Genomic DNA, 21,503 nt, shown 5'->3' with positions numbered 1-21,503 from the left:
TGTCTATCTGCAAGACATTTAGCGCAGGCAAGCATTAAGAATAGCTAGCAAACATGTCACATGGTGATGATATACAATTCTTTTCAAAGGGAGCGAGGATTGACGGACTGGAGCGGAACGGACTGGTTGAGGCATAGCGCCACGCGGCTTTGGCGCGAAAAAATTGTACTGATGATCGCGCTTCTGGTTGCGGCGCTGGCCCTATGGAACGGCGTGCAGCCAACGGCTGTAGTTTTCGGCTGGCTTGCAATAGCGCTTGCAGTGTTGTTTGGTTCGACGGAACCTCTGGATGACCGGGTAGTTGTCCGGAGCAGCCCTCCCATCAGTCTTCCGGTGCTACCGGCCCGTCCATCACTCGATGCGGCTCTCGCCATCCTCAATGCCATGGATATGCCAGTGCTAATTGTCGGAGCCGATGAAACGCTTCGGCTACAGAATCTCGCTGCTGAAAAACTGTTCGGTCATATGGCGGTTGGCACCTACCTGTCCACCCGCGTGCGTGACCCCGATGTGCTGGACATGGTGCGTGGCGCTATGGCCGAGGGGGCTGTTGGACAGATGGAGCATGTCTCGGTTTCGCCGCTCGATTCGGTGCATATCGTGCGTATTGCGCCTGTGATTTGCATCCTCAGCGATGGTAGCCGCGAGCGACTGTTCGCACTGTCCTACCGTGATGTGTCGCAGGCACGTCGGATGGAAAAGATGCGGTCGGATTTTGTTGCCAATGCCAGCCACGAGTTGCGCACGCCTCTGGCGTCCCTTCGTGGCTTTATTGAAACCTTGCAGGGCCCCGCGCGCAACGATCCCAAGGCGCGTGACCGATTCCTGTCCATCATGCATGAGCAGGCAACACGGATGAGCCGCCTTGTGGATGATCTTCTGTCACTCTCCCGGCTGGAATTAAAAGCGCATATTCCGCCGGACGAGGATATTGATCTGGCCCCGCTGATTGCGTCTGTTCGGGATGCCCTGACGCCGTTGGCCGAGGAGGTCAATGTATCCATAGACCTGCATCTGCCAGACCAGCCGCTGATTGTGCGCGGGGATCGCGATGAACTGACACAGGTGTTCGAAAACCTCATCGAAAACGCCTGCAAATACGGACAGGAAGGTGGAAAAGTTGACGTGATCCTGTCCACGAGCGGGCCCGGCCATGGAGATGTTCTGGTGCGCGATTACGGGCCCGGCATACCCCAGGAATACGTGCCGCGTATCACGGAGCGGTTCTATCGGGTGAATGTCGAAGCCAGCCGCTCCAAGAAGGGAACGGGGTTGGGTCTGGCCATCGTCAAGCATATTCTGACCCGCCACCGCGCACGGCTCGTCGTTCAGTCCGATACGGGAAAAGGGGCAAGCTTCACCGTCCGTTTTTGACAGGAAATGCAGCCGATTCCAGCGTTAATCTGATTAATCTAACAATTTCAATCGCTTAGTCTGTCATAAAAGTTTTGTCAAAATGACATAAAACCACGGTGGATCAGGCGCTAAGTGAGTGCCAAGCCACCATTCGGGCGGCTCTGACGGGAGACTATGATGAACGCTGTAAAATTGACTGTTGCTGCCTTGTGTGTATCGGCTGCCTTCGCTGGCTCGGCCATCGCACGTGATCAAATTCAGATTGCTGGATCCTCCACGGTTCTGCCCTACGCAAAGATTGTTGCCGAAACTTTTGGCGAAACCTACCCAGACTTCAAGACGCCGATCGTTGAATCCGGCGGCTCATCCGGTGGTTTGAAAGAATTCTGCCGTGGCGTTGGCCCAACGACAATCGATATTGCGAATTCCTCGCGTCCCATCAAGTCCAGCGAAGTTGAAGCCTGCAAGGGCGCTGGCGTCACCGACATTCAGGAAATCAAGATTGGTTATGACGGCATCGTGTTTGCAACCGATGCAAGCAATGCTGATCTGGCCCTGACCCCGAAGGACCTCTACCTCGCTCTGGCTGCTGAAGTCGTTGTCGATGGCAAGCTCGTTGCCAACCCCAACACGAAGTGGTCGCAGGTCAACCCAAATCTGCCAGACGCTGAAATCGCCGCTTACATCCCCGGCGAAAAGCACGGCACACGCGAAGTGTTTGAAGAAAAAATGCTGGCCCACGGTTGTGAAGAAGCGGGTGCGGCTGAGGCCATCAAGGGTCTGATCAGCGATAAGAAGGAAGCGGCTTCCAAGTGCATTGCTGTGCGCAAGGATGGCAAGGCTGTCGATATCGATGGCGATTACACCGAAACTCTCGCCCGCATCGCATCCAACAAGACTGGCGTTGGCGTATTCGGCCTGTCCTTCTTTGAAAACAATGCCGACAAGCTGAAAGTTGCAACCGTTAACGGTATCGTTCCTTCTGCCGAAACGATTGCTTCCGGAGAATACCCGGTATCGCGTCCGCTGTTCTTCTACGTGAAGAAGGCTCACCTCGGCGTTATCCCCGGCCTGAAGGAATATGTCGAGTTCTTCACCAGCGACCAGATGGTTGGTCAGGACTCACCGCTGGCCGACTACGGTCTGGTTGCAGCCCCTGATGCTGAACGTGAAAAGACCCGCGCTGACTTCGAAGCTGGCAAGACTCTCTAACTGCAAATCAGAAGCGTGGCACGGACAGTGCCACGCTTCTCCTTCTGGAATATCCGCGTCTTGGCATGTCTGGTGGGGCGCATAGAGCATTTCCAGTAAGAGCTGAATGGCTTTTACGTCTGGATAATGCGCCAAGACTTAGACAAACAAGACCTCAAGGGCCCCCGTTCGGGGGGAGGGACCATGACCACATCCGCCATCATTATGATCATCATCGGGCTGGGTATCGTAACCTACCTTGTTGGTCGCGCGCGCGCAGTGACGTTGTCGCAAGGCAAGCTCTCCAACATGCATTCGCGTCCGGTCTATTACGGTGCTTACGCGGCCATCTGTGCCATGCTGCCAGCCTTGGCGGTTCTTGTCGTCTGGTTGATTGCAGCGCCAATCGTCGTTGAGAAGGCTGTCAAAACCTCGTTGTCTGAAACGACGCAGGAAATCAGCGTTGCCACTGGCAACCTGACATTTGGCACCGTGCGCGCGATTGCCGGTGGATTGACCAAACTAACACCGGAAGAACTTGCCCGTGCGAAAGCCGGTGAGATCAATCTGCGCGAAATTCTTGGCGCACGCGGCGTTCCGCTTGCCAGTGAAACCGACCCGGCGATGGTTGCCGCTGCGGAAGATTACAATGCCTTGAACGCCACGAGCCGTATGGCGATGACCGGTGTGGTCCTCCTCGTCGGCCTTCTTGGAGCTGCTTTTGGGCTGCGGCGCATCGCGGCACGGTTTCGCGCGCGCAATGGTGTGGAGCGGGTTATTCTGGTGGCGCTGATTGCTGCCTCCTGTATCGCAATCTTGACGACGGTCGGGATCGTCGGCTCCATGTTGTCGGAAACGCTAAGGTTCTTTGCGTCCGTTTCGCCATCCGAGTTCTTCTTCGGCACGGTCTGGGATCCACGCTTCTCGGCGGCAGGCAATGCCAATTCCGCAGGGCAGTTCGGACTTCTGCCGCTGCTCGCCGGAACGCTCTATATCGCCTTTGTCGCCATGCTGTTTGCGGTACCCATCGGTCTGTTCGCAGCCATCTACATGGCGGAATACGCAAGCCCGATGCTGCGCTCCACGGCAAAGCCGCTGCTGGAGGTGCTGGCAGGCATTCCGTCCATCGTCTACGGCTTCTTCGCGCTGATCACCGTCGGGCCGTTTCTGCGCGATCTGTCGGCAAACCTCAACGGGCTGGTAACGGGCAATTATCAAAGCTTCATTCAGGCGCAAAGCGTGCTGACCGCCGGTCTGGTCATGGGCATCATGCTCATCCCGTTCGTATCGTCGCTATCGGATGATATCATTACGCAGGTGCCGCGCGCGATGCGGGATGGCTCACTGGGCCTCGGTGCCACGCGCTCTGAAACGATCAAGCGTGTCATCCTGCCGGCCGCCTTGCCGGGTATCGTTGGTGCGCTGCTGCTGACGGCCTCGCGGGCCGTGGGTGAAACCATGATTGTGGTGCTGGCAGCAGGTGTTGCCGCGCGCATGCAGCTCAACCCGTTTGAGCCGATGACCACGGTCACTGTGAAAATCGTCAACCAGTTGACCGGCGACCTTGAGTTTACATCCCCTCAAACGCTGGTTGCCTTTGCTCTTGGCATCACCCTGTTTGTCATCACGCTTTGCCTTAACATCTACGCGCTGTATATTGTGCGCAAATACCGGGAACAATACGAATGACCGTCCTGGACACTCCATCCGTTGCCCGCTCATCGGTCACCCCGCGTCGCGATATCGGTATCAAGCGCCGTTACGCTGCAGAACGCCGGTTCCGCCTCTACGGAATGCTGGCCATTGCGCTCGGCATCATCTTCCTTGCGCTGTTGCTCTGGTCCGTCTTTTCTAAAGGCTACACAGCCTTTCAGCAGACAACCATCACCATTCCGGTGACGTTCAGTGCTGAAATTATCGATCCTCGTAACCAGCGTGAGACCGATCCTAAAATATTGCAGGCGGCCAATTATCCGCTTCTGGCGCGTGATGCTCTGGTCAAAGCCCTCGGCGTCAATCCATCGGACCGCGTGGCCGTGCGCAGTGTGAGCGCCCTTGTTTCCGCCAGCGCCCGCACGCAGTTGCGTGATCTTGTCATGGCGGATCCCACGATCATCGGCACGACACAGACGGTTACGCTTCTGGCGGACGCAAATATCGACTCGGCGAACAAAGGTCAGATCGACCTTTCCGTGGCGGAAACGAGCCGCAAGGTAAACGACCGTCAGTTGGGATGGATGAAGCAGCTTTCCGAAGCCGGTGTTCTACAAAAGTCGTTCAATACAGGCTTGTTTACCTCCGGTGCATCCAGCCGTCCGGAGGCTGCAGGCATTGGTGTTGCCTTTGTCGGCTCGCTTTACATGATGTTGATCGTCCTTGTGCTGGCGCTGCCGATTGGCGTGGCGGCCTCCATTTACCTGGAAGAGTTCGCGCCGAAAAACCGCCTGACCGACCTGATCGAGGTCAATATCAACAATCTGGCCGCAGTCCCCTCCATTGTCTACGGTCTGCTGGGCCTGTCGATCTTCATCAACTTTGCGGGAATGCCGCGGTCCGCCGCACTGGTGGGCGCCCTCGTGCTCACGCTGATGACGCTGCCAACCATCATCATCGCCACACGGGCGGCGTTGAAGGCGGTGCCGCCGTCCATCCGCGCCGCAGCGCTCGGTCTTGGCGCGTCCAAGATGCAGACGATCTTTCATCACGTCCTGCCGCTCGCCGCGCCCGGCATTTTGACCGGCACCATCATCGGTCTGGCCCACGCACTGGGCGAAACAGCGCCACTGTTGTTGATCGGCATGGTGGCCTTCGTCGTCGATTATCCGGGCTCGCCTATGGAACCATCGACTGCATTACCGGTACAAATCTACATGTGGGCCAATGAGGCGGAGCGCGCGTTTGTCGAGCGGACCTCGGGTGCCATCATTGTTCTTCTGCTGTTTCTGGTGGTGATGAATATGGGTGCAATTCTTCTTCGCCGTCGTTTCGAGCGCCGCTGGTAGGAGTGAAACACAATGAATATTATAACCGACACTGCACTGGAAAAGGCGCTGGACGCAAAAATGAATACCACCCCGTTGAAGATGATCGGCAAGGATGTATCCGTCTATTACGGCGACAAGCGCGCCTTGTTCGACGTCAACCTGAACGTCCGTCAAAACACCGTAACGGCGCTGATCGGCCCGTCCGGCTGTGGTAAATCCACGTTTTTGCGGTGTCTGAACCGCATGAACGATACCATCGATCATTGCCGCGTGACCGGCCTGATCACGCTGGACGAGCAGAACATCTACGACAGCGCTATTGATGTGGTGGAACTGCGGGCCAGGGTCGGCATGGTTTTCCAGAAGCCCAATCCATTTCCGAAAAGCATCTATGAGAACGTCGCCTACGGCCCGCGTATCCACGGCCTTGCCCGTACAAAATCGGAAATGGACCAGATCGTGGAGTCGAGCCTGCAAAAGGCGGGTCTGTTCAATGAGGTCAAGGATCGCTTGAACGAGCCGGGAACGGGCCTGTCCGGTGGCCAGCAGCAGCGCCTGTGCATCGCCCGTGCGGTGGCGGTCAGCCCGGAAGTCATCTTGATGGACGAGCCCTGTTCGGCGTTGGACCCGATTGCGACAGCGCGCGTGGAAGAGCTGATCCACGAGCTGCGCGCCAACTATACGATTGTGATCGTGACCCACTCCATGCAGCAGGCAGCGCGCGTATCGCAGCGCACGGCCATGTTCCACATGGGCAATCTGGTCGAGGAAAACGACACGGACAAGATGTTCACCAATCCTGACGATCAGCGCACGCAGGACTACATTATGGGCCGGTTCGGCTGACGCACCTCGGATCGCCATCCGCCCCCTGTTTGAAGGAAAACGAAATGTCATCAAGTCACATTGTTTCGGCCTATGACGAGGAACTGAAATACCTGTCCCGCCGCATTTCCGAAATGGGCGGAGTGGCTGAGCGGATGGCGGCGGACGCCGTGCGGGCGCTGGTCAACTCCGACACGGTGCTTGCCCAGAAGGTTATCTCCGACGATCCGATACTGGATGAAGCCGAGCGCCAGATCGGCGAGAAAGCCATCGTAACGATTGCCAAGCGCCAGCCAATGGCGGCCGATCTCCGCGAGATTATCGGGTCGATCCGCATTGCCGCCGATCTGGAGCGTGTCGGCGACCTCGGCAAGAACACGGCAAAGCGCGTGCTGGCGGTGTCCGACTCGACGCTGCCCCGCACATTGACCCGCGGGCTGGAGCATCTGTCGGAACTGGCATCGGCCCAGTTGAAGGAAGTGCTGGATGTCTACGCTTCGCGCTCGCCGGAAAAAGCCAATGGCATTCGCGAGCGCGATGAGGAGATCGACGCAGTCTATACGGCGCTGTTCCGCGAGCTTCTGACCTACATGATGGAAGATCCGCGCAACATCACGCCCTGCACGCACCTGCTGTTCTGCGCCAAGAACATCGAGCGCATTGGCGACCATGCGACCAATATTGCCGAAACCATTTTCTATATGGCGACCGGCGCGCAGCCTGTTGGCGAACGTCCGAAGGACGACACGACGACATCACTCAACACCATGCCCACTTAGAGCATTTCCAGCCAGAGCGTGATTGCTTCGGCGTCGGACAATGCGGTGAAACAAAGAATCAGGGCGTTGAAGGTGCATATGTGTTCACCGCGAATGCTCTGATATTCAGGATAGAGACAGAGTATGTTGCCGAGAATTGCGGTTGTTGAAGACGAAGAGGCGCTGAGCGTCCTGCTTCGATATAACCTGGAGGCGGAAGGCTACGACGTCGACACCATTTTGCGTGGAGACGAGGCGGAGGTTCGCTTTCGCGAGCGCGTTCCTGATCTGGCGATTCTGGACTGGATGCTGCCCGGCGTGTCCGGCATCGAGCTGTGCCGCCGCTTGCGCCAGCGGGAAGATACGCAGCGCTTGCCCATCATCATGCTGACGGCACGCGGTGAGGAAAGCGAGCGTGTGCGGGGGCTTGCAACCGGCGCCGACGACTACGTGGTAAAACCTTTTTCCACGCCGGAACTGATGGCGCGGGTCAAGGCGATGCTGCGCCGCGCCAAGCCGGAAATGCTGTCCACCATGCTGCGATGCGGGGATGTAGAACTGGATCGTGAAACGCATCGTGTTCACCGCAAAAGTCGGGAAGTGCGGTTGGGTCCAACGGAGTTTCGTCTGCTGGAGTTTCTGATGGCATCACCCGGTCGTGTGTTTTCACGGTCGCAATTGCTGGATGGCGTGTGGGGCCATGATATCTATGTGGATGAACGTACCGTTGATGTGCATGTCGGGCGGCTGCGCAAAGCCCTGAATTTTTCAACCATGCCGGACGTAATCCGCACTGTGCGCGGAGCTGGGTACTCGCTGGAAGGCTGATTTGCCGTTTCATTAAAAAAGCCGCCGTTGAGTGCATCAACGGCGGCTTTTTGGCGAACTGGTATGCTCTAATCTTTTGTTTCAAGCATTGTCCAAGCAAGAAAGCGGTCCCGCTTTTACTGGAAATGCTTTAGCGCGAGCGGCGGCGCTCGGAAGAAGGCTGATAAGCCAGGCGGGCATGGTAGCTGCAATAGGGGGATGCTTCCGGCGCGTCGTTTCCGCAGAAATGAAATTCTTCTTTCAGCGGGTCACCAATCGGCCACTTGCAGGTGCGGTCCGTCAATTCGGTCAGTTCAAGGCAGCGCGCCGCCGGAACGGCGCCGGTGACAACCGGTACAGCAACCTCTTCAACGATTTGCTCAATGATGTCGTCCTGCACGTCCGCTGTGGCAGTGGTGCGTGGGGGAACATTTGCATTGGCGGCAACGGTTGCGGGGCGGGCTGTAAATGTCTGTGGCCGTGGGGTGGCGGGGCGTTTTGCGGCCGGTGTGCCGCCACCGGATTTTGCGCGGCCCGGCAGGCAGAGGCGGTGAACCTTGCCGATAACGGCGTTGCGGCTGACGCCACCGAGCTGGGCTGCGATCTGGCTTGCACTCAACCCTTCAGCCCAAAGCTTCTTGAGTTTTTCCACCCGTTCATCAGTCCAGTTCATATCGTATCTCCGCTCCGGCTTTCATAGCCTGTTCCTGCCCGGTAACCACCGTCAGAAACCTGTGTTGCGCGCCTTTAAGCGCGCGACCCGCACATTGGATGTGCGGGTTAACCTACGGCGGAATCCTCCATCGTCGCCTGAAAGACTTCAGGTTGAAGGGAGGCTAGATGAGTGAGATCGTGTCCGCCGCTTAACTCTCGAGCCGTTAACCTAATCGGCGCGGGACTCCGTGACAAGAGTCCCGCGAATCCTCACGAATCGATTTTTCTCTTTTCCCCAACTTGGTTCCCCAGTGTGACTCTTTTGCAATTCACGCATATGCCTGTGGAATCCGTGATTTGTTGACAGGGCCAGCGGAATTCGCAATAGTACCAACACCGCCGCTCAGGCGGTTTTTTTGGTTCTTTGCGATCGCTTTGTCGCAGTCACATCGCCCGGTTTTCCGTATTCCGGGGTGCTCAGGGAGAGTTTTGTGCCATGGCCGAAGCCACGCCGCTTTACGATACATATGCCCGCGCCACATTGCGGTTCGAGCGCGGGGAGGGCGTGTGGCTGATCACGGAAACCGGCGAGCGCTATCTCGACTTCGGTGCCGGTGTTGCGGTCAATTCGCTTGGTCATGGTCATCCCCATCTCGTGGAGGCGTTGAAGACACAGGCCGATAAGGTCTGGCACGTTTCCAACATTTACGAGGTGCCGGGGCAGGAAACATTCGCCAGCCGGCTGGCGGAAGCGACCTTCGCGGACAAGGTGTTTTTCACCAACTCTGGTGCGGAAGCGCTGGAATGCGCCATCAAAACCGCACGGCGCTATCATTTTCACAATGGCCATCCGGAAAAATTTCATATCATTACTTTTGCCGGGGCCTTCCACGGGCGCACGCTCGGCACTATCGCCGCAGGCGGGCAGGCCAAATATCTGGAGGGGTTCGGGCCCAAGGCTCCGGGCTTCTATCAGGTGCCGTTCGGCGACATGGCTGCGCTGAAAGATGCGATTACGGAGGAAACAGCCGCCATCCTGATCGAACCCATTCAGGGCGAAAGCGGCATTCGGGTTGTGCCCAAGGAGTTTCTGCAGGAACTGCGCGCGCTGTGCGATGAGCTTGGTCTGCTGCTGATCCTGGATGAAGTGCAGTCCGGCGTTGGCAGAACCGGAAAACTTTTTGCCCATGAGTGGTCGGGGATCGAGCCCGATATCATGGCGGTCGCCAAGGGCATCGGCGGTGGTTTCCCGATTGGCGCTTGCCTCGCTACTGCGGCCGCTGCCGCTGGCATGGTCGCTGGCACACACGGGTCCACCTATGGCGGCAATCCGCTGGGCATGGCGGTCGGCAATGCCGTGCTGGATGTCGTGCTGGGCGAGGGGTTCCTCACCCATGTTCAGGATGTTTCGCTGGTTTTCCGGCAGGGTCTTGCCTCGCTACAGGATCGTTTCCCCGATATTATTGAGGAAATTCGCGGTGAAGGGCTGATGCTTGGGGTCAAGGCAGTTGTGCCCGCAGCCGATTTGCTGAAGGCCATTCGCGGCCAGCATCTACTGGCGATCCCCGCTGGCGATAATGTCATCCGCCTCGTGCCTCCGCTAACGATAACGGCGGAAGAGGCGCGTGAAGGGTTGGCGCGACTGGAGCGCGCTGCCCAAACGGTGCGTGCATCGCAAGCTGCCGCCTGATCATTTTTCATACAGGATTCATTCATGGCTTCGCCTCGGCATTTTCTCGATCTTTCCGCAATGACCGCGCAGGACCTGCGCAGCATCATGGAGGACGCGAAAGTGCGAAAAGCACAGACCAAAGCCGGTACGGCCGATAAGCCGCTCGCGGGCAAGATGCTGGCCATGATTTTCGAAAAGCCGTCCACCCGCACCCGCGTATCGTTTGATGTCGGCATGCGCCAGCTTGGCGGGGAAACGCTGTTTTTATCAGGTATTGAAATGCAGTTGGGCCGGGCCGAAACCATTGGTGATACGGCCAAGGTACTCTCGCGCTATGTCGATGCAATCATGATCCGCACCACCGATCACAGCCGGTTGCTGGAACTGGCCGACCATGCCACCGTGCCGGTGATCAATGCGCTGACGGACGCCACACATCCCTGTCAGATCATGGCGGATATCATGACCTTCGAGGAGCATCGCGGATCCATCGAAGGCAAGACCGTGGCGTGGACAGGCGATGGTAACAATGTGCTGCATTCGTTGATCGAGGGCAGTGCCCGCTTCGGCTATCGCATGAACATGGCGGTTCCGCTTGGCTCGGAGCCTGATGACAAATACTTGAAATGGGCGCGCAACAATGGCGGCAACGTCATGCTGTGTCACGATGCTGAGCAAGCCGTTGCCGGGGCCGATTGCGTGGTAACGGACACGTGGGTCTCCATGAATCAGGAGCACCGGGCACGCGGCCATAACGTCTTCCAGCCGTTTCAGGTCAATTCCGAACTGATGGCGAAGGCCAGTAGCGATGCGCTGTTCATGCACTGCCTGCCCGCCCATCGCGGCGAAGAGGTTACGGATGAGGTCATCGACGGCCCGCAGTCCGTTGTCTTCGATGAGGCAGAAAACCGGCTTCATGCGCAGAAATCCGTTCTGGCGTGGTGCCTGGGGGCGCTGTAAGCCCATTGAAATTTTGCCGTTCAGACCCGATTTGAGGGCGTGATAGCACGCAAAGCAAACACAATGCAGCCGGTTAAACGGCGATGAATCTGTTTCCAATTCGCTTGGTGGCGTATTTGGAAACGGAAGGAGAGACAATGAGCGACGTCATGACCGAAGGGCTCGGTACCTTCAATTTTGCCGGGGACGATCACGTTCTGCCGTTTCAGGTTGAAGGGCTGGATGTGCGCGGCCGTGCGGTGCAGCTGGGACCGCTGCTCGATACAATTCTGGCGCGCCATGCTTATCCTGAACCCGTTGCGCGGCTGGTTGCCGAAACCATTGTGCTGACGGTGCTGCTGGGGACTTCGCTGAAGTTTGAAGGCAAGCTGATCGTACAGACACAGGGCGATGGACCGGTCGATCTGTTGGTTTGCGATTATACCTCGCCGGAAAGTGTGCGGGCTTATGCCCGTTTCAATGCGGAAGCAGTTGAACAAGCACAAGCAGGTGGGCGTATCCAGCCCCATGAACTGCTGGGGCGCGGAACGCTTGCCTTTACCATTGATCAGGGCTCGCACATGCAGCGCTATCAGGGCATCGTGCCGCTTGACGGTTCGACACTGGAAGAGATTGCTGAAACCTACTTTCGTCAATCCGAGCAGATTCCGACCAAGTTGCGGCTGGGCGTGGCAGAACTGATCGATCGCGATGAAAACGGCAAGCCACGGCATCGCTGGCGCGCTGGCGGCATGGTGGCCCAGTTTCTGCCGGAAGCGCCAGAGCGCATGCGACAGGCCGATCTTCCCGGTGGCGATGGCGATGACAGCATGCCGCCCGAGGAGGACGATCTCTGGTCGGAAGCCAAGGTCATGGTGGAAACCGTGGATACGGACGAACTGACAGACCCGATGGTGGGCGCGGAACGGCTGCTGTTCCGCCTGTTTCACGAGCGCGGTGTGCGGGTCTATCCACCGCAACCCGTCTATGACCGCTGCACCTGCTCTCGCGAACGATTGCAGGGCGTACTGGCAGCGCTATCGCCCGACGAGATCGAGCATACGCTCGTTGATGGCAAGGTGAGCGTAACCTGTGAGTTTTGCTCGACCACGTACACATTCACGGCAGAGGAAATTCTGCCGGCGTGAAACACAGAAGGCATCGGCGTAATCCGGTGCCTTTTTAGTTCAGGGTTCGGTTCAAGCCCGGTGAATCCAGCGAAAATGCGGGTATATCGACCTCGAAGCTCGCCCCATCCTCGGTTTGCATCTGGTACCGGCCAAACATAAAGCCGGAGGGCGTATCCAGTGGGCAGCCGGACGAGTATTCGTAGGTATCGCCGGGGTTCAGCAGAGGCTGCTCGCCCACCACGCCCGGCCCGGTGACTTCATCGACCTGCCCGTTTTGATCGGTAATATGCCAGTAACGCGACACCAGCTTGACCGTGACATCCGATAAATTGGAAATAACGATGGTATAGCCCCAGACGAAACGGCTGTCGTCGGGATCGGATTGATCCGCCAGATAAAACGGGCTGACGGTGACCTCAATATCGTGGGTCCGCGCACGGTACATGGGCGATACCTCTTTCATTTTTCGTGAGCGTGGTATCCATCAGGAATGACCGTGCGTCAAGACCAACCGGACGGACAAGCGTCTGCCCGGCTGTGTCATGCTAGGACTGAACGGATTTTAGCGCGCGTGCAAAATCGTCGATCAGATCCGCTGTGTCTTCAATGCCAGCCGAGAAGCGGATCGTTCCGGGCGAGATGCCCAGTTCCACGCGGGCTTCTTCAGCCAGGTTCTTATGTGTCGTGGTTGCGGGATGCGTAATCAGGCTCTTGGAATCACCGAGGTTGTTGGAAATGCGAACAACATTCAACGCGTTTTGCAAGGCAAAGGCCGCCGCCTTGCCGCCCTTCATTTCAAACGCAACCAGCGTTGAACCGCCCATCATCTGGCGTGCAATAATATCGGCCTGCGGGTGATCCTTCCGGCCAGGGTAGATAACCCGCGCCACCTGCGGCTGTTCGGCCAGAAAATCAGCAACGGCGGACGCATTTTCGCTCTGTGCCTTCACACGCAGAGGCAATGTCTCAATGCCTTTCAACAATGTCCACGCATTGAAAGGCGACAGCGCCGGGCCGGTGTGGCGGAAGTAATCCTGAAGCTGCTCTTCAATCCATTCTTTATCCGACAGCACAACCCCGCCGAGGCAGCGACCCTGACCATCGATATGTTTGGTTGCCGAGTAGACGACGATATGCGCGCCGAGTTCCAGCGGCTTTTGCAGCAGCGGGGTGGCAAACACATTGTCCACAATCAGCTTCGCGCCGATGGCATTGGCAATCTTGGCAACGCCCGCAATATCCACGATTTCCAGTGTGGGGTTCGTGGGACTTTCCAGAAAGAACACCTTGGTGTTGGGCTGAACGGCCTTTTCCCAGTTTTCCAGAAACCGGCCATCGACCAGCGTGCATTCAATACCGTATTTCGGTGCGAGCGTTTCCACAACCCAGCGGCAGGAGCCAAACAGTGCGCGCGCGGCAACGATATGGTCGCCTGCCTTCAACTGGCACATGATGGCAGCGGTGACTGCGGCCATGCCGGAGGCTGTTGCCCGAGCTTCTTCCGCGCCTTCCAGCAGGCACATGCGCTTTTCGAACATGTCGTTGGTGGGGCTGCCATAGCGGGCGTAGATGAACCCGTCCGTCTCACCCTTGAAGCGCGCTTCCGCGGCTTCCGAGGAGTCGTAGACAAAGCCTTGGGTCAGGAAGAGGGCTTCGGAGGTTTCGCCATGTTCTGTGCGGGTTGTGCCGCCATGAACCAGTTTTGTTGCGGGACGCCACGTCTTACTTGTGCCAGTGTTGCTCATGCCAATTATGCTTTCCAACAAAAAACCGGCCGCAAAAGCAGGCCGGTTCAAAGGTCAAAAAGCCAAGACCTTGCAACGCGGCCTTTTTAGCTGCTTATTTAACGTGGCCGCAAGCCGACCGGCCAAATCACCACGGGATAACCATGTTTAGAGCGCTCAAGCGCTTGCGTCAATTGGGGAACGCTGGTTTTGTCGTGCGCGGACAACGGGAAAAGAACATGGTTCGCATGACGGGTATTCTGGCAGACCGGGCAATTTCTGAGCTCTTTACCAGCGGCAGGCTGAAGAGCGAGAGCGCACTCGACGCTGACCAGATTCAGCCGGCCAGTCTGGACTTGCGATTGGGCTCGCACGCCTACCGGGTGCGGGCGAGCTTCATGCCGGGGCCATCGCACTTGGTGTCTGACAAGCTGGATCGTCTGAAACTTCACGTCGTCGATCTGTCACACGGGGCAGTGCTGGAAACAGGCTGTGTCTATATTGTGCCTCTGATGGAGAGCCTCGACTTGCCGGAGGGCATGTCCGCCTCCGCCAACCCGAAGAGCAGCACCGGACGCCTTGATATTTTCACCCGTGTGATCACCGATCATGCGCAGGAGTTTGATAAAATTCCCGCTGGCTACAGCGGCCCGCTCTATCTCGAGATCAGCCCCCGCACCTTTCCCATCGTGGTGCGGCGCGGGTCGCGTCTGTCGCAAATCCGTTTTCGCACCGGGCAGGCTCTGTTGAGCGAAGCGGAACTGTTGACAGTGCATGAAAACGACGTTCTAGTTGCCAGCGAAACCCCGAATATCTCCGGCGGCGGTATTGCCTTGTCGATTGATCTTAAGGGAACAGGCCCGGATGGGCTGCTGGGTTACCGTGGCAAACACCACACGGCTGTGGTCGATGTCGATAAAAAGGCCGAGCACAGCATCTTTGACTTCTGGGAGCCGCTGTTCAGCCGGGGCAGCGATGAATTAATTCTCGATCCCGACGAATTCTACATTCTGGTATCACGCGAAGCTGTGCATGTGCCGCCAATGTACGCAGCAGAAATGACGCCGTTCGACCCGCTGGTTGGCGAGTTTCGCGTGCACTATGCCGGTTTTTTTGATCCGGGCTTTGGCCATGCCATGGCTGGCGGCACCGGTAGCCGTGCCGTTCTGGAGGTCCGCAGCCACGAAGTTCCGTTCATTCTGGAGCACGGGCAGATCGTCGGTCGCCTCATTTACGAACATATGCAGGAGAAGCCTCAGTCCCTGTATGGAATGGATTTGAAATCCAATTATCAGGCGCAGGGGCTGAAACTCTCCAAACATTTTCGCAGCAACTAGACACGTCGCTTCTTGACAGACGCGGGCGACTAATGGATGTGTGGGCGAGCTGATGTCACATCAGTCTGCGGGCGTAGTTCAGTGGTAGAACGCAAGCTTCCCAAGCTTGATGTCGTCGGTTCAATCCCGATCGCCCGCTCCAGTCATTTCAGGAGTTCTGCACGCGCAGGAGCACCGATTGGCTCTTGCAATGGGGTAAAATTTCGATAGAACACGATCACTCACCACGGACCCGGTGAAATTCCGGGTGGCTCTTCTGGCCGCCGATCCGCCAGACCACGCAAGACCAGCATGTCATCTTCATCGTACCGCTGCAACACGCGCGTCCGTCATGCTTTGCGAGACCTTATCATATGAACTTTTCTACATTCCGTCGGGATTGGTCCGCTAATCCTATGCGTGAAATGCTCGCTGGAGCGGTCGCGACATTCGCGCTGATCCCCGAGGTTATCGCCTTTTCCTTTGTGGCAGGCGTCGATCCCCAGGTCGGTTTGTTCGCTTCATTCGTCATTGGCATTGTCATTGCCTTTACCGGCGGGCGTCCCGCTATGATTTCGGCGGCTGCCGGATCGGTGGCGCTCGTTGCCGCCCCTTTGGTTCATGCTCATGGACTCGCCTATCTCTTTGCCGCCGGACTGCTGGCCGGGGCAATACAGATCGTTTTCGGTCTTCTCCGCCTCGGGGTTCTGATGCGATTTGTCTCGAACTCCGTACGAACAGGTTTCGTCAACGCACTGGCGATCCTGATTTTCGCGGCTCAGCTTCCACACATTATCGGCGGAGACTGGCTTGCTTACGGTATGCTGGCGGCGGGACTGGCGATCATTTATCTCGTGCCGAAACTCACCAAGGCCATTCCATCCCCGCTGATTTGCATTCTGGTCCTGACCGTCGCCTCGATCACCCTGAAGCTTCCAGTGATGACGGTTGCCGATCTGGGCAAGCTTCCCGATTCTTTGCCGATCTTTGGCTGGCCCGCCGTACCGATGACGCTGGAAACTCTGGCGATTATTGGCGGACCGGCGCTGGCGATTGCCATGGTCGGCCTGCTGGAATCGATGATGACGGCGAGCGTGGTCGATGATCTCACCGGCACCCCCAGCTCCAAAAACCGCGAATGCACCGGTCTCGGCCTCGCAAACACCGCCGCCAGCCTGTTCGGGGGAATCGCCGGCTGCGGTATGATCGGTCAGACTGTCAGCAACGTGAAGTATGGGGGCCGAGGTCGCCTGTCCACATTGTTCGCCGGTGCGTTCCTTCTGGTTCTGATGGTCCTGCTCAAGCCATGGGTGTCACAGGTCCCGGTCGCAGCCCTTGTTGCCATCATGGTGATGGTGTCTATCGACACCTTCGACTGGTCGTCGCTAAAGGCGGTGATTGTTCACCCGAAAATGTCCAGTGCTGTCATGGTCGTGACCGTCCTTGTTACGGTTTTCAGTTCCAATCTTGCTCTTGGTGTTACCGTCGGCGTTCTGTTGAGCGGCGTGTTCTTCACGTTCAAGGTTGCTCGTCTTTTGAAGGTGGAAGCAAAGGTTGACGCGGGCCGCCGTCAAGTGACGTATCGGGTCTCGGGGCAGGTGTTCTTTGCGTCCGCCGACGTTTTTATTGAAGCGTTTGACATTGAAACGGCCATCGGCAGTACCGTTCTCATCGATGTTTCACAGGCGCATTTCTGGGATATTACGGCGGTTGCCGCACTTGAGCGGGTCGTTGAGCGGTTCAAAAGCCATCAAATTCAAACCAGTGTCGTTGGGTTGAATGAGGCCAGCGCAACTTTGCTTGGACGTCTGGACGGCTCAGCAAGGGTCAACGACGTTTGATAGGTTTCATAGCGTCGTTCTGATTGAATCAGAACGGCGCTTAACTTTTTATTCTGAATACATATCTTCTCGGCCCTCGCTTCGCGCCGGTCGGATTATGCTGTAAACGCGTTCCTACAACTGCGTCGACTTGATCGTATCCACGCCCACCTCGCCGGATATCACGCCACGCTGCAGATCATGCCGGCCATGCTCGACCTCAATCACCGTATAAAGCTTGTCACTCCTGAAGGCGCTTGCATCGGTGGTGCTGACGCCAGATGCGGGGGCTACGTCCACGTCCATGAAATCGAGCTCACGTCCCGCTGCCACAATGCGCGCATCACCGGATGTCCGTGCGGCAACAAGAACCTCGCCCTGATAAGGTGATAACTCCCATCGCGGGTCATCGGCTTCGGCAATCGCGGTCAAGCGATAAATGTTCAGCTTTTCCCCGGCTTCCGTCTCTGTTGCGATGACCTCAGCATCGTGCATCTGGGCCTGACTTTCGACCGATTTACCAAACGACGTATCGCTGGTTCCGTTAAAAGCCTCGTTGCCATTGCTTTGAACGCCATTTGCCATCGAGATCATCCTTTTCATTGATAGCGAATAACGTCCCTTATCTCGGTAGGTTCCAGCCGGAGCAATTCCAGTAAAAGCGGAACCGCTTTTGCGTCCGGTTAATGCGTCAAAACAATAGGGAGAACATTGCCGGCGAACACGTGTTCGCCGGCAATGTTCTCGGCTCTCGGCTTGGCCTTCAGGAAAAATCTTTGGATCTGGTGGGCTGATGGGCCGTCTTGTTCCATGCAAAGGGTTTTGAGAACAGCTCAATCAGAGCTTTCCATGCCGCATAGGACATCAGCATCCAGTAGGGCCCCACCAAAAGCCAGCGCCTCCCGACCGCTCTTCGTTCGGGCGGGCTCATTTTGTCCAGTCCTAAAATGGTGAAGACGAGATAGCTTCCAAAAATATTGAGCGTATCAATGCTGAAAAGCGTGGCAGCCATGGGCGTCAGTGGAAGTGCTCCGGTCAAGGTCAGCCAGACGGCAAAGCCGATAAAGACAATCAGCAATGGATGCGATAATGCCGAGAGCAGCATGCCGCCGATCAGAACCTGAAAGATCAGCGTGTTCATCACGCCCATGTCCCTATACAGAACCTTGGGTTCGCGTGTGGTGACAAGCCATGTTTGCAGCCAACCTTTGAACCATCGGGAGCGCTGATTAACCCAGGCGCGTGCATCTGTGGGAGCATCTTCATAGGTGGGAAGCCGGATGACTTTTGAACGATAACCGTAGCGGAACAGACGGATGCCGAGATCGGCATCCTCGGTCACATTATAGGGATCCCATCCGCCGACCTCTTTCAAAACCTTTGTGCGGAAATGATTGGACGTGCCACCAAGCGGCAGGGGGCGCTCCGTGGCAGACAGCAACGGCAAGAGGCCTCGAAACAGACCGGAATATTCAATAGCAAACAACGCACTGATCCATGATGCTCGCGCGTTGGTAATCACAAGCGGCGCTTGCAGGCAGGCGATCCGAACGGGTGATGTGCGAAAATGCTGAAATGCCTCACGCAACTGGTCGGGATGCGGGCGGTCCTCTGCATCGTAAACCGTGATAAAGTCTCCCCGTGCTCCGGCAAGGGCATAGCTGAGCGCCTTCGGCTTGGTTCGTGGCAGGGAAAACGGAACTTCGACAATTTCAAACTGACTGCCAAGCGTCATGGAACGGAAAGCCTGCAGCGTCTCGGTATCGTCAGCCTCACAAATCAGTTTGATATCCAAACAGGATTTCGGCCAGTTCAATGCGTTCAGGCTGGTGACAAGTTGCTCGACAACAGGCGCTTCCCGGTAGAGCGCCACAAGCACCGTATAGGTGGGAAATGGGCCGTCCCAAGGCTCAAGATCGACATTCAGACCGTGTGTCTTGCCCGATCGGCGCATCGCCGACAGACGCAGACAGAAGCCTGCTAAAAAGAAATTGGTCAAAACAATGTGAATCAGCATCAGCGTCAAGATGGGAGCCGTAAATATGCCCAGCAGCAAAACACCAAGCGAAAGCCCAGCGTAAAATCCTTGCCTGCCCCAAAAGACAATACGGCTGCTGAGTTTAGGTTTACTCTCAAACAATTGCTTGGTTGCCTGTCGTGCGCGCCGCTCAGAACCCGCGGCCCACGTGGCAGCCCGGATGGCCGATGGTGTGGTAATCGCCATAGACTTCCGGAGCACCGGCGCTTCCTTCAGCCGATTGGACAGTGCGGTGAAACGGCTGATATCCAGCGCGACCAATGCGAGCGGCGCTCGCGATGAAAATTGCATTCGCAAAGCCTGAGGTGCTGCCAATTGCGTGTCCAGCCCAGGCAGATCCTGTACGCAGGCCGGATCCGGGTTGGGTATGAAGGGAAGACCGAGTTTGCGGGCAACCTCTGCATGGAACCGGGTTTCGTCCAGATACTCACCGGCTATCAATTCCGCGTAGAGGCTGGTGCCATTGGCAGCGGCAGCGTGTTGACAGAGCGCAATCGTATAAAGATCGATACCGAGATCTTGCAGCAGCAAAAGCTCGCTTTCGAGCAGCGGGGCCAATTTCTTCATACTTTTCGGTTTAAAGATGGTACTCAAGATATTCATACCGCTGCCCCCCAAGAATATCCGCGTTTGCGCTACACAATGGTATTCATGAAGACGACATATTTTTCATCCCTAAAATACTGGGGGTTGGCGCTTCTCATGCCGGTGGCGGTTCTCTTGTCCACTGTTGAATTACACGCGGAGGATGCGGCTTTTCCCGCACTGTTTGATCAGCGTGAGCGGATAGCCCAGCCGGACCTTTCAGGCGTCGTGCGCCTGCGCTTTCTGACAACGGTTGATTTTCCGCCCTTCAACTTCATCGACAGTCAGGGCAAGCTTACGGGCTTTCATATCGATTTGATCCGGGCTGTTTGTGCCGAGTTGAAAATTGAAGCAAAGTGTCAGGTGCAAGCTATTGCCTATAATCAGCTGCAGGAAGCGCTTGCCAGCGGGCAGGGGGAAGCCGTAATTGCCGGTGTTGCCGTTACGCCCGAGTTGCGACGAACATTCACGTTTTCGCGTCCCATTCTTCAGTTGCCAGCGCGATTTGCAACGCGAACCGATGGTCCGCAATCGCTGGCGCAACTGGTGGATAAGCCGGTGGGGGTCATCAAGGGGTCGGCCCATGAGGCCATGTTCGGGGCATTTTTCCCGCAAATCACCGCCAAACCCTTCGACAACCGAATGGATATGCTGGAGGGGCTGAAAAGCGGTGCCGTCAATGCTGTGTTTTCAGACGCCTTGCAACTGTCGTTCTGGCTCGCAAGCCGCGAGGCGGATGGTTGCTGCCGGTTCACCGATGGACCATATTTTTCCGAGCGTTTTCTCGGTGAAGGCCTATCCGTCATGGTCAAGAATGACGACGCGCTTCTGGCGCAAGCCATTGATCATGCGCTTACGGTGCTGTCGCGCGATGGTCGTCTTCAAGACATTTACCGTCGCTATTTTCCGATAGGACTCTACTGAGCCGAGATCGGCGTTGTTTCCAGATCCATGGTTGGTATCTCTAGCTCTGGTGGCGGTACACTCGGAAGCGGACGCAGACGCGGATCACCGCCAAAAATGCCAAGGCCAGCCTTTTGTGCGGTGTCGCGGCCAGCTTCAAACGATGAGCCCGCGGGCACATCCACCAGCCCGCTATCCACCAGCCAACGGGCAAGATCGTGCCCACCAAGGCTGCACTGCGCCGTGACGATCCCGTCCCACGCCTTGTCGGGCACAGTACAGGCCACGGTCTTCATGCGCAGATAGTTGCGCAGCGCTGTCCGCGCTACCATTCCGCAAGGCCAGTTTGCGCCCCCGGTAGAGGTGCATGTTTTGTCCGCAGGCGTGGGAATGATCCCGGCCAGTTCCACGATGCCCGCTCCAAAGCGCAAGGTTCCAGCGGATTCGACAATCGGCTGGTTCAGCGGGATAGGCGAATGCTCACCCGTTTTTGGTTCGGTTGGGGAGGGCGGCGCAAGCGCCTGTCCGGACTGGACACCGTCATCAAACGGTTCGGCGGTCGCAGGCACGTCCTGTTGCGGTGTCGCCGGATCGGGTGTTTCCGCACCTCCCGGAACCATGTCCATATCAGGCGTTTCCAGCGTGAATGTTGGACCCGCTGCCTCGTTTTTGCGAATCTGGTTTGCGCCCAACAGAACAAATGCCATTACCATCACAACGGAGGCCAGACACCAGAGGGTCTCGCGGACGGGATTTAATGCGACATTGGGCATAGGCTAGGTGTCCTAGGGGGGCTAAGGT

General features: G+C 57.1%; 19 protein-coding genes, 1 tRNA gene, 1 riboswitch and 1 other annotated feature. Of the genes, 14 read left to right on the top strand and 6 right to left on the bottom strand.

Features of this window, described 5'->3' with window-relative positions:
- Window positions 1-99 precede the first annotated feature (99 nt).
- The 7 genes from phoR to phoB all read left to right on the top strand — a co-directional run bounded on the left by phoR (window position 100) and on the right by phoB (window position 7,942).
- Window positions 100-1,374: a phosphate regulon sensor histidine kinase PhoR gene (gene phoR / locus IFT84_RS03600; protein WP_446737560.1), complete on the top strand. Its 1,275-nt coding sequence runs from the start codon at window positions 100-102 to the stop codon at window positions 1,372-1,374.
- 159 nt (window positions 1,375-1,533) lie between these two features.
- Window positions 1,534-2,568, top strand: coding sequence for a substrate-binding domain-containing protein (locus IFT84_RS03595; RefSeq protein ID WP_192117240.1), 1,035 nt, complete (start codon window positions 1,534-1,536; stop codon window positions 2,566-2,568).
- 183 nt (window positions 2,569-2,751) lie between these two features.
- Window positions 2,752-4,236, top strand: a complete 1,485-nt coding sequence (gene pstC / locus IFT84_RS03590; protein ID WP_192117239.1) for a phosphate ABC transporter permease subunit PstC — start codon at window positions 2,752-2,754, stop codon at window positions 4,234-4,236.
- The gene (gene pstA, locus IFT84_RS03585) at window positions 4,233-5,549 is read left to right on the top strand and encodes a phosphate ABC transporter permease PstA (protein ID WP_192117238.1); all 1,317 of its coding nucleotides are present in this window, start codon (window positions 4,233-4,235) and stop codon (window positions 5,547-5,549) included. Before pstC ends, pstA begins: the two co-directional genes overlap by 4 nt.
- 12 nt (window positions 5,550-5,561) lie before the next feature.
- Window positions 5,562-6,377 (top strand): phosphate ABC transporter ATP-binding protein PstB, encoded by an 816-nt coding sequence (gene pstB / locus IFT84_RS03580; protein ID WP_192117237.1) that lies wholly within the window; start codon window positions 5,562-5,564, stop codon window positions 6,375-6,377.
- Between the two features lie 44 nt (window positions 6,378-6,421).
- The gene (gene phoU / locus IFT84_RS03575; protein WP_192117236.1) at window positions 6,422-7,135 is read left to right on the top strand and encodes a phosphate signaling complex protein PhoU; all 714 of its coding nucleotides are present in this window, start codon (window positions 6,422-6,424) and stop codon (window positions 7,133-7,135) included.
- A 123-nt stretch (window positions 7,136-7,258) separates the two neighbouring features.
- Window positions 7,259-7,942 (top strand): phosphate regulon transcriptional regulator PhoB, encoded by a 684-nt coding sequence (gene phoB, locus IFT84_RS03570; protein ID WP_192117235.1) that lies wholly within the window; start codon window positions 7,259-7,261, stop codon window positions 7,940-7,942.
- A gap of 130 nt (window positions 7,943-8,072) precedes the next feature.
- Here phoB and IFT84_RS03565 read toward each other — a convergent pair whose 3' ends face one another.
- Window positions 8,073-8,594, bottom strand: a complete 522-nt coding sequence (locus tag IFT84_RS03565; RefSeq protein ID WP_192117234.1) for a GcrA family cell cycle regulator — start codon at window positions 8,592-8,594, stop codon at window positions 8,073-8,075.
- A gap of 477 nt (window positions 8,595-9,071) precedes the next feature.
- Between IFT84_RS03565 and IFT84_RS03560 the strand changes: the two genes are divergently transcribed.
- The 3 genes from IFT84_RS03560 to IFT84_RS03550 all read left to right on the top strand — a co-directional run bounded on the left by IFT84_RS03560 (window position 9,072) and on the right by IFT84_RS03550 (window position 12,334).
- A complete protein-coding gene (locus tag IFT84_RS03560; RefSeq protein WP_192117233.1) occupies window positions 9,072-10,265 on the top strand; it encodes an aspartate aminotransferase family protein in 1,194 nt (397 codons plus the stop codon).
- Between the two features lie 24 nt (window positions 10,266-10,289).
- On the top strand, window positions 10,290-11,207 hold the full coding sequence (gene argF, locus IFT84_RS03555) for an ornithine carbamoyltransferase (protein WP_192117232.1): 918 nt from the start codon (window positions 10,290-10,292) through the stop codon (window positions 11,205-11,207).
- A 149-nt stretch (window positions 11,208-11,356) separates the two neighbouring features.
- The gene (locus tag IFT84_RS03550; protein WP_192117585.1) at window positions 11,357-12,334 is read left to right on the top strand and encodes an Hsp33 family molecular chaperone; all 978 of its coding nucleotides are present in this window, start codon (window positions 11,357-11,359) and stop codon (window positions 12,332-12,334) included.
- Window positions 12,335-12,368: 34 nt separating this feature from the next.
- Here IFT84_RS03550 and apaG read toward each other — a convergent pair whose 3' ends face one another.
- Window positions 12,369-12,761, bottom strand: coding sequence for a Co2+/Mg2+ efflux protein ApaG (apaG, locus tag IFT84_RS03545; RefSeq protein ID WP_192117231.1), 393 nt, complete (start codon window positions 12,759-12,761; stop codon window positions 12,369-12,371).
- 100 nt (window positions 12,762-12,861) lie between these two features.
- The gene (locus tag IFT84_RS03540) at window positions 12,862-14,061 is read right to left on the bottom strand and encodes an O-succinylhomoserine sulfhydrylase (RefSeq protein ID WP_192117230.1); all 1,200 of its coding nucleotides are present in this window, start codon (window positions 14,059-14,061) and stop codon (window positions 12,862-12,864) included.
- 65 nt (window positions 14,062-14,126) lie between these two features.
- Window positions 14,127-14,205, bottom strand: a riboswitch (SAM riboswitch).
- 74 nt (window positions 14,206-14,279) lie between these two features.
- Here IFT84_RS03540 and IFT84_RS03535 point away from each other — a divergent pair.
- From IFT84_RS03535 to IFT84_RS03525, 3 genes are all read left to right on the top strand, one after another.
- The gene (locus tag IFT84_RS03535) at window positions 14,280-15,377 is read left to right on the top strand and encodes a 2'-deoxycytidine 5'-triphosphate deaminase (RefSeq protein ID WP_192117229.1); all 1,098 of its coding nucleotides are present in this window, start codon (window positions 14,280-14,282) and stop codon (window positions 15,375-15,377) included.
- 67 nt (window positions 15,378-15,444) lie between these two features.
- A tRNA-Gly gene (locus tag IFT84_RS03530) sits at window positions 15,445-15,519 on the top strand.
- Between the two features lie 83 nt (window positions 15,520-15,602).
- Window positions 15,603-15,658 (top strand) — a sequence feature (sul1 is cis-regulatory element that is thought to sense ions involved in sulfur or methionine metabolism; They are found in Alphaproteobacteria).
- Window positions 15,659-15,730: 72 nt separating this feature from the next.
- A complete protein-coding gene (locus IFT84_RS03525; RefSeq protein ID WP_192117228.1) occupies window positions 15,731-17,197 on the top strand; it encodes a SulP family inorganic anion transporter in 1,467 nt (488 codons plus the stop codon).
- A gap of 114 nt (window positions 17,198-17,311) precedes the next feature.
- On the opposite strand, the gene IFT84_RS03520 is transcribed toward IFT84_RS03525, so the two are convergent.
- Together IFT84_RS03520 and IFT84_RS03515 are read right to left on the bottom strand one after the other, a co-directional pair.
- Complete coding sequence (locus IFT84_RS03520) at window positions 17,312-17,761, bottom strand: hypothetical protein (RefSeq protein ID WP_192117227.1); 450 nt, start codon at window positions 17,759-17,761, stop codon at window positions 17,312-17,314.
- Between the two features lie 178 nt (window positions 17,762-17,939).
- A complete protein-coding gene (locus IFT84_RS03515) occupies window positions 17,940-19,817 on the bottom strand; it encodes a glycosyltransferase family 2 protein (RefSeq protein ID WP_244651058.1) in 1,878 nt (625 codons plus the stop codon).
- A 99-nt stretch (window positions 19,818-19,916) separates the two neighbouring features.
- Here IFT84_RS03515 and IFT84_RS03510 point away from each other — a divergent pair, with 99 nt between their 5' ends.
- Window positions 19,917-20,723, top strand: coding sequence for a transporter substrate-binding domain-containing protein (locus IFT84_RS03510; RefSeq protein WP_192117584.1), 807 nt, complete (start codon window positions 19,917-19,919; stop codon window positions 20,721-20,723).
- Here the strand turns inward: IFT84_RS03510 and IFT84_RS03505 are convergent.
- Window positions 20,717-21,475: a thermonuclease family protein gene (locus IFT84_RS03505; protein ID WP_192117225.1), complete on the bottom strand. Its 759-nt coding sequence runs from the start codon at window positions 21,473-21,475 to the stop codon at window positions 20,717-20,719. The genes IFT84_RS03510 and IFT84_RS03505 overlap by 7 nt on opposite strands.
- Window positions 21,476-21,503: the final 28 nt, after the last annotated feature.

This window comes from Rhizobium sp. CFBP 8762, from assembly GCF_014841565.1.
GTDB lineage: Bacteria > Pseudomonadota > Alphaproteobacteria > Rhizobiales > Rhizobiaceae > CFBP-8762.
Note: the sequence above shows the minus strand (reverse complement) of the source record. Positions and strands in the feature narration are given on the sequence as shown.